Genomic DNA, 13,577 nt, shown 5'->3' on the forward strand with positions numbered 1-13,577 from the left:
ACCCATTTCGCGAAGCCCACCATGAGCAGCATGTTCAAACCCAAGGACTGGAAGAACCTTCCGCCTCGCCAGGCCCTGAGCGCCACCGAGATCGTCTCCGGCCTCGCCCAGCTCGACGGCTGGAAGCTCACCGGCGACGGTGCCGATGTCGCCATCGAGAAGACTTTCACCTTCGCCAACTACTTCGAGACCATCGCCTTCGTGAACGCGCTGGCGCTCGTGGCCCACACGCAGGACCATCACCCCGACCTGTCGGTGCACTACAACCGCTGCGTCGTGCGCTTCAACACGCACGACGTGAATGGCCTGTCGGTCACCGATTTCGATTGCGCACGCCAAGCCGACGCGCTGGTCGCGAGCCCCGCCGCATGAGGAAGCACGCCTGTGGCTAAGCCCGGCCGCGCCGCCTTCACTCCTGCTGCGCACAACACGGGGAAGGCGCATCACGACGGCCTCGTCGTTGCCAGCCATGGGCGTCACTGTCTGGTCGAAACGCCTACGGGCGAGCGGCTGATCTGCCACCCGCGCGGCAAGAAGAGCCAGGCCGTGGTCGGCGACCGCGTGCGCTGGCAGGCCACCGAGGACGAAGGCACCATCGAAGAGGTTCTGCCGCGGCGCAACCTCTTCTACCGGCAGGACGAGATCCGCACCAAGTCGTTTGCGGCCAATCTGGACCACGTGCTGATCCTGATCGCCGCCGAGCCGGAGTTCTCCGAGCATCAATTGGCGCGCGCGCTGATTGCCGCCGAGGCCCAGCGCATCACACCGATCATCGCGCTCAACAAGAGCGACCTGGTCGAGCCCTTCGAGCGCGCCTGGGCCAAGCTGGCGCCCTACCGCCGCATGCATCACGGCGTGCTGCCGCTGTCTCTGAGGGCATCGGGCGAGGCGGACTATGCGTCGCTGATGAAGCTGCTGTCCGGCAAGTCCACCCTCGTGCTCGGCCCTTCCGGCTCGGGCAAGAGCACGCTGACCAACCTGCTGGTGCCGGGCGCGACCGTGCTGACCCAGGAGATTTCGCAGGCGCTGAATTCCGGCAAGCACACGACCACGAGCACCACCTGGTACTGGATCGACGAAGCCCGCACCACCGGCCTGATCGATTCGCCGGGCTTCCAGGAATTCGGCCTGAACCACATCGAGCCGATGCAGCTCGCCGGGTTGATGCCCGACATCGCCGAGCACACGGGGGACTGCAAGTTCTACAACTGCACCCACCTGCATGAACCCGGCTGCGGCGTGATCTCGAACGTCGAGACGCCTGCGCACGCGGGCCCGATCAGCGCATCGCGCTACAGGATCTACGGCGAGCTGTTCGCCGAGCTGAGCCAGACGCGCTACTGAGCTTCCAGGATGGCTTGCAGCGCCTGAACCAGCGCGCTGCACTGCTCCCGCGTGCCGATGCTGATGCGCAGGTACTGCGCAATGCGCGGTTGCTTGAAATGCCGCACGAGCACCGCGCGTTCGCGCAGCAGCGCCGCCAGCTCGGCCGCATCGCGCAGCGGATGGTGCGCGAACACGAAGTTGGCCTGCGAAGGGAGCACCTCGAAGCCCAGGTCTTCGAGTTGAAGGCTGAGCCCTTCGCGGGTATCGACGATCTTGTCGCGCGTGGTGTTGAACCATGCCTCGTCCTTCAGCGCCGCGACGGCGCCCGCCGTGGCGAGCCGGTCGAGCGGATAGGAATTGAAGCTGTCCTTGACGCGCACCAAGGCGTCGATCAGGTGCTGCTGCCCGCACGCGAAGCCGACGCGCAGGCCGGCGAGCGAACGCGACTTGGAGAGGGTCTGCACCACGAGCAGGTTCGGATATTTGCCGATGAGCGGCAGCGCGCTCTCGCCGCCGAAATCGACGTACGCCTCGTCCACCAGCACCACGCGGTCGGGGCATGCTGCGAGCAGTCGTTCGATCTGCCACAGCGGGAGCCCGATGCCCGTGGGCGCATTTGGATTCGCGATCACGATGCCTGCGCATCCGCTGCGTGCACGGACCGCAAGGGCCTCGATGTCGATGCGCAGGCCCTCGTCGACCGGCTGCAGCTCGCACGCGATCCCGTAGAGCTGCGCGTAGACCTTGTAGAAGCTGTAGCTCACATCGGGCATCAGCAAGGGCTCGGCCTGCTGGAAGAAGGCGAAGAAGGCGTGCGCGAGCACCTCGTCGGAGCCGTTGCCTGCGAACACCTGGTCGACCGTCAGGCCGTGCCGCCGTGCAACTGCTTCGCGCAACGCGAGAGAGGTGGGATCGGGATAGCGCTCCAACCCATTCGCAGCCGCCTGCTGGATCGCATCGATCGCATGCGGCGACGGCGGATACGGGTTCTCGTTGGTGTTGAGCTTGACGAGGTTCGCGATGCGCGGCTGCTCGCCGGGCACATAGGGCTCGAGCACGCCGATGCGCGGGCTCCAGAAGGCCGGCACTGCGGTGGTCATGTCGCGCCGCTCAGCCAAGCAGACGGGCGAGCGTCAGCAAGGCCAGCAGCACCATCCACATCACGACCGAGCGCCAGACGAGGCCGACCACGCTGCGCAAGTGGCCGGGTTCGGGCTCGCGCCCGGGCGTGCTGCCGCTGTCGGGCCTGCGGTCATCGATCACGGATTCGCCGGCCTGTGCGCGCGACAGCGGATCGGTGACCGGAATGGGGCTCAGCGAGCCGCCACCCAGCCGCACGTTGACCGCACCGGAGGTGGCCGCCAGGATCACGCCGTCGTTCTCGTTCGGAAAGCGACGCGCGTCGTTGCGCCAGCAGTCGATGGCTTCCTCGAAACTGCCGACCACCGCGAAGCCCAGCGCCGTGATGCGGGCGGGCAGCCAGTCGATCCCGTGCCAGGCGCTCTCGGCGGCCTGTTGCACGGAGACGCTCGACGGCTGCACAGCAGCGCCGTTCTTGTGGGCCCAGTAGCGTGCGACAAACTCGCTCATCCGGTAGAACACCGCGCCGGCCGGTCCGAGGCCGATGGCGGCGAGCACCGAGAACCACGCCAACACACCGAACACGTGGCGATGCGCCGCGATGACCGAATGCTCGATCACGTGGCGCACGATCTCGCTGCGCTTCAGTTCGGCGGCATCGACGCCCTGCCAGTGCGCGAGCAGCGAGCGCGCAAGCGGCTCGTCGCCCTCGTCGAGCGCGTCGCGGATGTCGGTGAAATGATGGCTGAATTGCCGGAAGCCCAGCGTGACGTAAAGCACCGCAATGCTCCAGAGCACCGCGAACGGCAGGCCCAGCGTCAGCACCAGCAGCCAGTGCACGCCGAGCGCCACCAGCGTGGGCACGAACACAGCGAGCCCCCAGGCGATCCATCCGTGGTGGGGCTTGCCCGCGTCGAAGTTGCGGCTGGTCCAGCGCGTCCACGCGAGGACGGTCCCGTACACGGGGTTGTGGGGGCCCAGCGGCCTCACCTGCTCGATCAACAACGCGCACAGGATGGCAAAGAAGCTCATCCTTCGATGATAGCGAGAGAGCCCGCAGGTTCAGACCGGGTTCAGGCGCTCAGGAAACGGTAAAGATTGCGCAGCATGCCGGCGGTCGCACCCCAGACGAAGCGCTCGTCGGCGCCATCCTGGTAGGGCATCGAATACCACTGCCGCTTCGTGCCGTCGGGCGCGGGCACGGTGTGGTGGCGGTGATTGGCCGGGTCCATCAGCCATGCGAGCGGCACCTCGAAGGCATCGGCGACTTCGTAGGGATTGATGGTGAGTTCGAAGTCGGGCTGCACCAGCGCGACCACAGGCGTCACGATGAAGGATGTGACCGTCGTGTAGGTCGGCAGGTTGCCGAGCACCTCGATGTATTGCGCCGATAGGCCGACCTCTTCCCAGGCTTCGCGCAACGCGGCCGCTGCAAGGTTCGCGTCTTCGGGATCTACACGGCCGCCGGGAAACGCGACTTGGCCCGAATGGGTAGACAGGTGCGCGGTGCGCTCGGTCAGCAGCACGGTCGCGCCTTGCGGACGCTGCACGATCGGCACGAGCACCGCGGCCTGGGCGGGTGCGCGCTCGGTCATGCGCGGCTCGCGGCGCAGCTCGGGCGTCCAGGTCGGCGGCGCCTCGAAACGCGCCCTAAGGGCTTGTGCCGTCAACTGCGCGGCCGCCACTGCCGGCAGACCATCGTTCTTCACCGTGAAAGGCGCCTTGCGCGGATCGAACGGCGGCAGCGTGGACAGTGCCACGGCGTTGACGGGTTCGACGGAGGCGTCCTGCAGGGAAGTGGATGAGGTGGTCAAGAGATGAAAAGTACCGGAGCCGGAAAGAAGAAGTAGAGCGGAAAAACGAAAAGTTGTCTGCGAGCGGGAGCAAAAACGCAAAAAGCCGCCAGAGCGGCGGCTTTTTGCACTGCAGGAAAACGGCTTACTTGGCGGCCGCTGCTGCTTGCGACTTGCCCGGCAGCTTTTCCTTGATGCGTGCCGAACGACCGCTGCGATCGCGCAGGTAGTACAGCTTGGCGCGGCGCACATCGCCACGACGCTTGACTTCGATGCCGGCGATCAGTGGGCTGTAGGTCTGGAACGTACGCTCCACGCCTTCGCCGCTGGAGATCTTGCGCACGGTGAAGCCGCTGTTGAGGCCGCGATTGCGCTTGGCGATCACGACGCCTTCGTAGGCCTGCACGCGCTTGCGGGTGCCTTCGACGACGCTCACGCTGACGATGACCGTGTCACCGGGCATGAAATCGGGGATCTTCTTGCCGAGGCGGGCGATTTCTTCCTGCTCGAGGGTTTCGATGAGGTTCATGATTTCCTGATATTCGATCGTGTCGGGCTACACAAAAGGCGCCGTTGGTATCTGTCACCCGGGGGTGGGCAGAAGGCCAGGCGCGGCCGGGCAGAGGATCGGGAGCCCGATATTATAGCTTTTTTTTCAGCACCGTCTCATCTGCCTTGTCCAAGCGGCCGGCAGCGCGGGCAGCGTCGATGAGGTCGGGGCGCCGGGCGGCCGTCATGGCCAGCCGCTGGTCGCGGCGCCAGCGCTCGATCTGCGCATGGTGGCCCGAGAGCAGAGGCGCCGGAACGCCCTGCCCGTTCCACTGCTCGGGCCGGGTGTAGTGCGGGCAGTCGAGCAGGCCGTCGAGCGCGGGGTTGAAGCTGTCCTGCACATGGCTGGCCTCGTCGCCGAGCACCCCCGGCTGCAGCCGGGCCACGGCATCGAGCAGCGCCATGGCCGCGATCTCGCCCCCGGAGAGAACGAAATCGCCGAGGCTGATCTGATGGGTGACGCGCGCGTCGATGAAGCGCTGGTCAATGCCTTCGTAGCGGCCGCAGACCAGCACCGCGCCCTCGCTCGCCGACCACTTTTCGACCGCTTCGTGGCGCAGCGCCTCGCCGATGGGGGAAAACAGCACGACCGGGGCCTCCGCCCCGCGTGCGGCCAGCGCCGCATCGAGGCAGGCCGCCAGCGGCTCGGCCATCATCACCATGCCGGGGCCGCCGCCGAAGGGACGGTCGTCCACGCGCTTGTAGTTGCCCTGCGCGAAATCGCGCGGATTCCAGAGCACGACCTCGACCTGTTTCGACTCGTAGGCACGGCGCGTCACGCCGCTGGCCATGAAGGGCGCGAACAGTTCGGGAAAGAGCGTGAGGACGTCGAAGCGCATGCGCGCAAGCCCCGGAGTCAGAACTCGGGTTGCCAGTCGACCGTGATGAGACGGCCGGCCAGATCGACCTTGTCGACGAAGACAGAGACGAAGGGCACCATGCGCTCGACGGTCTTGCCGTCTTCTTCGGCGGTGAGCACCAGCGTGGTCTGCGGGCCGGTGGCGAGCAGCTCTCGCACCGTACCGAGCGTCACGCCTTCGCGGTTGACGACCGACAGGCCGATCAGGTCCACCCAGTAGTACTCGTCGTCACCGGCCGTCGGAAAGCTCGAGCGCGGCACGAACACGCGCGCGCCGCGCAGGGCCTCGGCCGCGTTGCGGTCGGGCACATCTTCAGACGAGGCGACGATGCAGTCGGAATGTTCTTTGGCTTCGCGGATCGCGAGCCGGAAAGCGGCGTTCGCCGAGGCTCCGGGAGCCTGCAGGAACCAGCGCTTGGAAGAAAAAAGCGCCTCGGGCTGGGCGCTGTGGGGCAGGACCTTGAACCAGCCCTTGATGCCCCATGCATCGGCGATGCGTCCTACCTCGATCGCATCCGCCGGCAATTCGGCGGCTTCGAGTGCGGGCAACATCGCCGTGCTGACGGCTTAGGCTGCCGCCTTGGGGGCTGCAGCTGCAGCTTGCTTGATCAGGCGCAGGACCGTGGGCGAGGCTTGGGCGCCAACGCTCTTCCAGTAGGTCAGGCGATCCTGGGCAATGCGGATGCTTTCTTCGTTTTCCTTGGCGGTCGGGTTGTAGAAACCCAGGCGCTCGATGAAGCGGCCATCGCGGCGAACGCGCTTGTCCGACACGACGATGTTGAAGAACGGACGGCCTTTGGAGCCGCCGCGGGAGAGTCGAATGACGACCATGATTTATCCTTGGGTGGTCAGCGAGCCAGTTGGATGAGAAAGAGGCCCGCTCACAATGTTCTTCCAGCGTCGAGACACGCGACATGGCCACCCGGCCAGCGACACGCTGAAAAGCCTGCGATTATAGCCCGCTGCGCGTTTTCTCCGAATTTTCGGCCCTGAGCCGTCTCTTTTTCACCCATGACCCTCTCCATCCGCCCCAGCTGCGACGACGACGTCGCAGCCATCACGGCCATCTATGCCCACCACGTGCTGCACGGCACGGGCACCTTCGAGACCGAGGCGCCGTCCGCCGCCGACATGGCCGCGCGCCGTGCCGACGTGCTCGGCAAGAACCTGCCCTACCTGGTCGCCGAGGAAGATGGCCAGGTGCTGGGTTTTGCCTACTGCAACTGGTTCAAGCCGCGTCCGGCCTACCGCTTTTCGGCCGAAGACTCGATCTACATGGCGGAGTCAGCGCGCGGCAAGGGTCTGGGTGCCAAGCTGCTGGCGGCGCTCTCGGAGGCCGCGGAAGCCGTCGGCGTCCGCAAGCTGATCGCGGTGATCGGCGACTCGGCCAACGCCGGTTCCGTCGGCGTGCACCGCAGCCAGGGCTTCACCCACGTGGGCGTGCTGAAGGACTGCGGCTGGAAGTTCGGCGAATGGCGCGACGTGGTCCTGATGGAAAAGGTGCTCGGCGAAGGCAGCACGACAAACCCTGAATGAAAAACAAAACTACCGCAGCCTGGCTTTCTTTTCTCGGCGGTCCTCTAGGGCTGCACCGCTTCTACCTGCGCGGCATGGGCGACTTGCTGGGCTGGCTGCTGCCCATTCCGACGGCACTGGGCATCTACGGCATCGAGCGCGTGCGCATGTACGGCGTGGACGACGGCATGAGCTGGGCGCTGATTCCGCTGCTGGGTTTCACCATCGCCGGCTGTGCGCTGACGGCGATCGTCTACGGCCTGATGTCACCCGAAAAGTGGAATGCCCGCTTCAACACCAACGCCCCGGAAGACGCCGCCCCGGGCCAGACGAACTGGTTCACGATCGGTGCCGTGGTGTTGTCGCTCTTCTTCGGCAGCACGATCCTGATGGCCAGCATCGTGTTCAGCTTCCAGCGCTACTTCGAACACCAGATCGAAGAAGGCCGGAAGATTTCGCAATAGCCGTCAGAACAGCTGCATGCTGAGCCAGTAGGCGATCGCGGCCACGAAGGCCGACGCCGGGATCGTGAAGATCCACGCCCACACGATGTTTCCCGCCACGCCCCATCGCACTGCGCTCGCGCGCTGCGTGGAGCCCACGCCGACGATGGCGCCCGTGATGGTGTGGGTGGTCGACACCGGGATGCCCAGCGCCGTCGCCAGGAACAGCGTCAGCGCGCCGCCGGTCTCGGCGCAGAAGCCGCCCACGGGCTTCAACTTGGTGATCTTCTGGCCCATCGTCTTCACGATGCGCCAGCCGCCGAACATGGTGCCCAGCGCGATCGCGGTGTAGCAGCTCACGATGACCCAGGTGGGCGGCGCCGCATCGCCGGCCGAGGCGTAGCCGGTGGCGATCAGCAGCATCCAGATGATGCCGATGGTTTTCTGCGCGTCGTTGCCGCCGTGGCCCAGGCTGTAGGCGCCGGCAGACACCAGTTGCAGCCGCCTGAACCAGCGGTCCACCCGCGAAGGCGTGGCACGCCGGAAGCCCCAGGCCACCGCGATCATCATCATCGAGCCCAGCAGGAAGCCCAGGAGCGGCGACACGAAGATGAACGCCACCGTCTTCCAGATGCCCGAGGCCACCAGGCCGGTGGTGCCGGTCTTCGCGATCACCGCGCCCACGATGCCCCCGATCAGCGCGTGCGACGAACTGCTCGGAATGCCGTAGTACCAGGTCACCAGGTTCCAGCTGATGGCACCGATGAGCGCGCCGAACACCACATGCACGTCGACCACTCCTGGCTGCGCAATGCCCTTGCCCACCGTGGCCGCCACGCTCAGATGAAAGATGAAGATCGCGATCAGGTTGAAGAAGGCCGCGAACACCACGGCCTGTCCCGGCTTGAGAACCCCGGTGGAAACCACCGTCGCGATCGAATTGGCCGCGTCGTGAAACCCGTTCATGAAGTCGAACAGGATCGCAAGCACGACCAGCACTATCACCACCCAGAGGGCGACCTGAACCGTTGCCATCCGTCGCTACCCGCTCAGGAATTCTCGAGGACGATGCCCTCGATCACGTTGGCCACGTCCTCGCACTTGTCGGTGATCGTCTCTAGCAATTCGTAGATCGCCTTGAGCTTGATCACCTCGCGCACGTCGGGCTCTTCGCGGAACAGCTTGCTCATGGCGCTGCGCATCACGCGGTCGGCATCCGATTCGAGGCGGTCGATTTCCTCGCAGGTCTTGAGCACTGCCTCGGCCACGGCCGGGTCGGCGATCTTGCCGAGGAACTTGACGGCGTCCTTCAGGCGGTCGCAGCACTTCACGCTCAGGGCCGTCAGGCGCACGATCTCGTCGGTCATGTGGCGCACGTCGTACAGCGCCATGGTCTCGGCCGAGTCCTGGATCAAGTCGGCCACGTCGTCCATCGTGTTGATGAGCTTGTGGATCTGCTCGCGGTCGATGGGCGTAATGAAGGTCTTGTGGATCAGCCGGTTGACGTCGTGCGTCACGCGGTCGGCAGCGCGCTCGGCGTTGTCGACGTCGCGGTTGTACTGCTCACGCAGGTGCACGTCGTTGTAGTTGGCGACCAGTTGCTCGAAAGCCCTCGCCGCCTCCACGATGCGCTCGGCGTGCTGGTTGAACATCTCGAAGAAATTGCCCTCGCGGGGCAGCAGCTTGCCGAACATGGAAACTCCTGGGGTGCGCCAACCACAACGGGATGACGCCTTCATGAAAAACCGGCGAAGTTTAACGGGAGCGACGACCGTGTCCGGGTCGGCCCGCTTTTCGGCCCCCCCGAACTGAACCGCAAACCAGCCCGGCCCTCTTCAGACGATGCGCTTGACCACCTGGCCCGTAACGCGTGCCAGCGCCGCGCGCGGCACCTTGTCGGGCGCGATCTCGGCGAGCGGCTTCAGCACGAAGGCGCGCTCGCGCATGCGGGGATGCGGCAGGGTCAGCGTGGGCGTGTCGATCACCGAGTTGCCGTGCATCAGCAGGTCGAGATCGAGCGTGCGAGGCGCGTTGGGGAACGGCCTTTCGCGGCCGGCCTGCGTTTCCAGGCGCTGCAACGCCACGAGGAACTGTTCGGCATCCAGGCCGGTGCGCACGGCCACCACGGCGTTGACGAAATCGGGGCCTTCGGCATCCACAGGCTCGCTGCGGTAGAGCGACGAACGGGCGGTCACCGTGGTGCGCTGCAGCGCGCCGATGGCGGCCATGGCGGCCTTCACGGAGGCCTCGGCATCGCCCAGGTTGGCGCCGATGGCAACGAAGGCCTGCACGGTCGGGTAGTCCTCGCGCGGGCCGCGGGGGCGGCTCGTGGGGGCACGGGCGGGCGCGCGGCGCGCGGGAGGGCCGCCGGGTGGACCCTTCCGGGCGCCGGGCGGCTGGGGCCTGGCACCGCCCGCGCGCGGCGGAGCGGCCTTGGCCTTGTCAGTGGTCCTGGGGGGCTTCTTGCCGTCCTTCGGCTGGTCGGACGTGCTCATGCGCCCTCGGCGTTTCCGCCGCCCTCACCGCCACCTCCGGTGCGGGGCTTCCGGCGGCGCCGGCGCTTGCGCGCTGCGGGCGCCTCGCCATCGGGCGGCACGGCGCCGGACTCGACTTCGACTTCTTCGTCCTGTTCCGAATCGTGGGCCTGCTGGGCCGGGGCCTCACCCTGGCGCTGCCGGCCGGCCGACTCGCCGCGGGGCTTGGGCGGTGGTGGCGTCTCGCGCACACGCACGCGCTGGCGGGTCTTCTGCTCGTCGCGCACCTGCTCCAGCAGGTCTTGCCGGCGCACATCGTCGGCGGTGCTGAATTCCTGCCACCACTCGGCAATCGCCTCGCCGACCTCGCCCACGTCGGCGCGCAGGCGCATGAAGTCGAAGGCTGCGCGAAAGCGCGCCTGCTCGACCAGGCTGTAGGGCGTGGAGCCGGTGCGCTTGTCGAAGCGCGGCTGCATCATCCAGATCTCGCGCATGTCGGCGGCCAGCTTGCCTCGGCCCGAGACGTCGCCGATGCGCGAAGTGAACACGTCGTCGATCGCATCCTGCAGCGCCGGGAACGGCGGCTGCGGGCGCTGGCCATGGCCGCCTTCCTGGCGCTGTGCCCAACCATCGCGCACGTCGGCCCACAGCACGCAGGCCAGCAGGAAGCTGGGCGCCACCGGCTTGCCTTCGCCGACGCGGCGGTCGGTGTCCTGCAGGGCGGCTTTCACGAACGGCTGGTCGGCGCGCTCGACCACCACGTCCAGCAGCGGATAGATGCCGGTGGCGAGCCCCAGCTTGCGCAACTGCGCGATCGTGGCGATCGCGTGGCCGGTCTGCAGCAGCTTGAGCATCTCGTCGAACATGCGGCTTTGCGGCACGTCGGCCAGCAGCTTGCTCGACTCGATCAGCGGCGCGGCGGTCTTGGCTTCCATCTTGAAGCCCAGCGCCGCGAGCTTGGCCGAGAAGCGGATCGCGCGAATGATGCGCACCGGGTCTTCGCGGTAGCGCGTGACCGGGTCGCCGATCATGCGCAGCGTGAGCTTCTGGGCGTCCTTGATGCCGTTGTGATAGTCGACCACCACCTGGTTGGCCGGGTCGTAGTACATGGCGTTGACGGTGAAGTCGCGGCGCGCCGCGTCTTCTTCCTGCGGGCCCCAGACGTTGTCGCGCAGCACCCGGCCGCTGGCGTCCACCGCGTGCTTCATGCTCGCGAGCTCGCCCTTGCTGGTGCGCTCGTTGCCGGTGACCTGCTCGGCGGCGGCGCTGTCCATGGAGGCGCGGAAGGTCGAGACCTCGATCACCTCGTGCTCGCGACCCCGGCCGTACACCACGTGCACGATGCGAAAGCGCCGGCCGATGATGAAGGCGCGGCGGAACAGCGACTTGACCTGCTCGGGCGTGGCGTTGGTGGCCACGTCGAAGTCCTTGGGGCGCAGGCCCAGCAGCAGGTCGCGCACCGCGCCACCCACCACGTAGGCCTCGTATCCCGCCTGCTGGAGCGTGGTGACCACGTTCTTCGCGCGTTCGTCGACCAGGGCCGGATCGATCTTGTGAACCGCTGCCGGCACCTCCTGGCGCTTGCCGAAGCGGCTCTTGCCCTGTGCGCTGCCGGCGGATTTGCCCAGCAGTTTGTCGATGAATGTCTTGATCATTGGTTGTGAAAGCTCTTCTTATTGGTTTTCGAGCATGGATCGGATCAACGGGATGGTGATCGCGCGTTGTGTCTGGAGGGCGTAGCCGTCGAGCTGGGTGAGCAGCTCCATCAGGCTGCCGAGGTCGCGGCTGAAGCGGTGCAGCATGAAATCGAGCACGTCGTCGGACAGCATCACGCCGCGCGCATCGGCGGCCTGGCGCAGCACCGCGCGGCGTTCGGTCTCGCTGAGCACGTGCAGGTGGAACACGTGGCCCCAGCCCAGGCGGGTGCGCAGGTCTTCGCGCAGCGGCAGGTCGGCCGGCGGCAAGGCGCCGGCAGCGACCACGCCGCGCTGCAGGGTCTGGGCATTGACGAACCAGTTGAAGGCCGCGTGCTGTTGCACGGCGGTGTAGAGGTGAACGTCGTCGAGCAGCACGGCGCCCCAGCGCTCGTCGAACTCGGGCGGTTCGAGCAGGCCGGCATGCAGCCAGCCCACGCTGGCGCCCTGCTCGCGCAGTGCGACGCGCACCGATTCGAGCAGATGGGTCTTGCCACTGCCGCCTTCGCCCCAGAGATAGGTAGGCACCGGCGAGTGCAGCGCAGGGCTGCCGGCGCTGCCCACCCACACTTGCAGGTGGCGCAGCGCCGCCTCGTTGGGGCCGGCAAAAAAGGCGTCGAAGCTGGGGCCCGTCGCAATGCCGATATCGAGCGCGAGCTGTTTCATCCCGGGAAGGTTCATGGAGGGGGCCGCTGGGGCCCTTAAAATCAACAGGAATTCTATCGGCCCGGCCGCTCCGGTTGCCGGCGCCTCCACCACCCCGCCTCTTGTGGGCCTCTTGTTCGCTTTCGCACACCCATGACTTCCCCTACGCCCACCCCGCTCAGCTACAAGGATGCCGGTGTCGATATCGATGCCGGCGACGCGCTGGTCGACCGCATCAAGCCCTTGGCCAAGAAGACCATGCGCGAAGGCGTGCTGGCCGGCATCGGCGGCTTTGGCGCCCTGTTCGAGGTGCCCAAGCGCTACAAGGAGCCGGTGCTGGTGAGCGGCACCGACGGCGTGGGCACCAAGCTCAAGCTGGCTTTCGAGTGGAACATGCACGACACCGTCGGCATCGACCTGGTGGCCATGAGCGTCAACGACGTGCTGGTGCAGGGTGCCGAGCCCCTCTTCTTCCTGGATTACTTCGCCTGCGGCAAGCTGGACGTTGACACGGCCGCCGCCGTGGTCGGCGGCATCGCCCGCGGCTGCGAACTCTCCGGTTGCGCGCTCATCGGCGGCGAAACCGCCGAAATGCCCGGCATGTACCCCGCCGGCGAATACGACCTCGCGGGTTTTGCGGTCGGCGCGGTCGAAAAATCGAAGATCCTCACCGGCCAGGACGTCAAGCCCGGCGACGTGGTGCTCGGCCTGGCCTCGGCCGGCGTGCATTCCAACGGCTTCAGCCTGGTGCGCAAGGTGATCGAGCGCGCGGGCGCCGACCTGCCCGCCACGCTCGACGGCAAGCCCTTCCGCGAAGCCGTCATGGAGCCCACCCACCTCTACGTGAAGCCGGTGCTCGAGGCGCTGGCCAGGCACCCGATCAAGGCGCTCGCCCACATCACCGGCGGCGGCCTGCTCGAGAACATCCCGCGCGTGCTGCCCGAAGGCACCGCCGCCCACCTCAAGAAGGGCAGCTGGCCGCAGACCGAGCTCTTCGCCTGGCTGCAGAAGGTCGCCGGCATCGACGACATCGAGATGAACCGCACCTTCAACAACGGCATCGGCATGGTCGTGGTCATCGATGCGGCCGAAGCCGCCGCCTGCGCCGCCACGCTGCGCGCCTCGGGTGAAAAGGTGCACGAGATCGGCGTCATCGCCGAGCGCGGCGAAGGCGCTGCAGTGGTCGTCGGCTGATCCCC

The 13,577-nt window shown here is 66.9% G+C and carries 17 protein-coding genes; 5 read left to right on the forward strand and 12 right to left on the reverse strand.

The annotated features are described in order from the left end of the window. Window positions 1-21: 21 nt before the first annotated feature. Together M2282_RS28130 and rsgA are read left to right on the forward strand one after the other, a co-directional pair. Window positions 22-372, forward strand: coding sequence for a 4a-hydroxytetrahydrobiopterin dehydratase (locus tag M2282_RS28130; RefSeq protein ID WP_280812082.1), 351 nt, complete (start codon window positions 22-24; stop codon window positions 370-372). 12 nt (window positions 373-384) lie between these two features. Continuing rightward, complete coding sequence (gene rsgA, locus M2282_RS28135) at window positions 385-1,344, forward strand: ribosome small subunit-dependent GTPase A (RefSeq protein ID WP_280812083.1); 960 nt, start codon at window positions 385-387, stop codon at window positions 1,342-1,344. Here the strand turns inward: rsgA and hisC are convergent. The 7 genes from hisC to rpsP all read right to left on the reverse strand — a co-directional run bounded on the left by hisC (window position 1,338) and on the right by rpsP (window position 6,438). Next, window positions 1,338-2,426 (reverse strand): histidinol-phosphate transaminase, encoded by a 1,089-nt coding sequence (gene hisC / locus M2282_RS28140; RefSeq protein ID WP_280812084.1) that lies wholly within the window; start codon window positions 2,424-2,426, stop codon window positions 1,338-1,340. The genes rsgA and hisC overlap by 7 nt on opposite strands. Window positions 2,427-2,436: 10 nt before the next feature. After that, on the reverse strand, window positions 2,437-3,438 hold the full coding sequence (locus M2282_RS28145) for a CobD/CbiB family protein (RefSeq protein ID WP_280812085.1): 1,002 nt from the start codon (window positions 3,436-3,438) through the stop codon (window positions 2,437-2,439). A 41-nt stretch (window positions 3,439-3,479) separates the two neighbouring features. Beyond that, window positions 3,480-4,220 (reverse strand): CoA pyrophosphatase, encoded by a 741-nt coding sequence (locus tag M2282_RS28150; RefSeq protein ID WP_280812086.1) that lies wholly within the window; start codon window positions 4,218-4,220, stop codon window positions 3,480-3,482. A gap of 124 nt (window positions 4,221-4,344) precedes the next feature. Further along, complete coding sequence (gene rplS, locus M2282_RS28155; RefSeq protein WP_042582524.1) at window positions 4,345-4,728, reverse strand: 50S ribosomal protein L19; 384 nt, start codon at window positions 4,726-4,728, stop codon at window positions 4,345-4,347. A 112-nt stretch (window positions 4,729-4,840) separates the two neighbouring features. Further along, window positions 4,841-5,587 (reverse strand): tRNA (guanosine(37)-N1)-methyltransferase TrmD, encoded by a 747-nt coding sequence (gene trmD, locus M2282_RS28160; protein WP_280812087.1) that lies wholly within the window; start codon window positions 5,585-5,587, stop codon window positions 4,841-4,843. Window positions 5,588-5,604: 17 nt separating this feature from the next. Then, the gene (rimM, locus tag M2282_RS28165) at window positions 5,605-6,159 is read right to left on the reverse strand and encodes a ribosome maturation factor RimM (protein WP_280812089.1); all 555 of its coding nucleotides are present in this window, start codon (window positions 6,157-6,159) and stop codon (window positions 5,605-5,607) included. Window positions 6,160-6,174: 15 nt separating this feature from the next. Next, window positions 6,175-6,438 carry a 30S ribosomal protein S16 gene (gene rpsP / locus M2282_RS28170; protein ID WP_013540078.1) on the reverse strand — a complete coding sequence of 88 codons (264 nt, stop codon included), beginning with the start codon at window positions 6,436-6,438 and terminating at the stop codon, window positions 6,175-6,177. Window positions 6,439-6,618: 180 nt separating this feature from the next. Between rpsP and M2282_RS28175 the strand changes: the two genes are divergently transcribed. Together M2282_RS28175 and M2282_RS28180 are read left to right on the forward strand one after the other, a co-directional pair. After that, on the forward strand, window positions 6,619-7,143 hold the full coding sequence (locus M2282_RS28175; RefSeq protein WP_280812090.1) for a GNAT family N-acetyltransferase: 525 nt from the start codon (window positions 6,619-6,621) through the stop codon (window positions 7,141-7,143). Then, window positions 7,140-7,586, forward strand: coding sequence for a hypothetical protein (locus M2282_RS28180; protein WP_280812091.1), 447 nt, complete (start codon window positions 7,140-7,142; stop codon window positions 7,584-7,586). Before M2282_RS28175 ends, M2282_RS28180 begins: the two co-directional genes overlap by 4 nt. A gap of 3 nt (window positions 7,587-7,589) precedes the next feature. Here M2282_RS28180 and M2282_RS28185 read toward each other — a convergent pair whose 3' ends face one another. The 5 genes from M2282_RS28185 to hda form a co-directional block, all read right to left on the reverse strand. Next, a complete protein-coding gene (locus M2282_RS28185) occupies window positions 7,590-8,600 on the reverse strand; it encodes an inorganic phosphate transporter (protein ID WP_280812092.1) in 1,011 nt (336 codons plus the stop codon). Between the two features lie 14 nt (window positions 8,601-8,614). Further along, window positions 8,615-9,259: a DUF47 domain-containing protein gene (locus tag M2282_RS28190; RefSeq protein ID WP_093434743.1), complete on the reverse strand. Its 645-nt coding sequence runs from the start codon at window positions 9,257-9,259 to the stop codon at window positions 8,615-8,617. A gap of 141 nt (window positions 9,260-9,400) precedes the next feature. Further along, the gene (gene folK, locus M2282_RS28195; protein WP_348541750.1) at window positions 9,401-10,060 is read right to left on the reverse strand and encodes a 2-amino-4-hydroxy-6-hydroxymethyldihydropteridine diphosphokinase; all 660 of its coding nucleotides are present in this window, start codon (window positions 10,058-10,060) and stop codon (window positions 9,401-9,403) included. Continuing rightward, on the reverse strand, window positions 10,057-11,694 hold the full coding sequence (pcnB, locus tag M2282_RS28200) for a polynucleotide adenylyltransferase PcnB (protein ID WP_280812093.1): 1,638 nt from the start codon (window positions 11,692-11,694) through the stop codon (window positions 10,057-10,059). Before pcnB ends, folK begins: the two co-directional genes overlap by 4 nt. 18 nt (window positions 11,695-11,712) lie before the next feature. After that, window positions 11,713-12,399, reverse strand: a complete 687-nt coding sequence (hda, locus tag M2282_RS28205) for a DnaA regulatory inactivator Hda (RefSeq protein WP_280812094.1) — start codon at window positions 12,397-12,399, stop codon at window positions 11,713-11,715. A gap of 132 nt (window positions 12,400-12,531) precedes the next feature. Here hda and purM point away from each other — a divergent pair, with 132 nt between their 5' ends. Further along, window positions 12,532-13,572, forward strand: a complete 1,041-nt coding sequence (purM, locus tag M2282_RS28210; RefSeq protein WP_280812095.1) for a phosphoribosylformylglycinamidine cyclo-ligase — start codon at window positions 12,532-12,534, stop codon at window positions 13,570-13,572. The last annotated feature ends 5 nt before the right edge of the window (window positions 13,573-13,577 follow it).

Source organism: Variovorax boronicumulans, from assembly GCF_029892485.1.
Lineage (GTDB): Bacteria > Pseudomonadota > Gammaproteobacteria > Burkholderiales > Burkholderiaceae_C > Variovorax > Variovorax boronicumulans_B.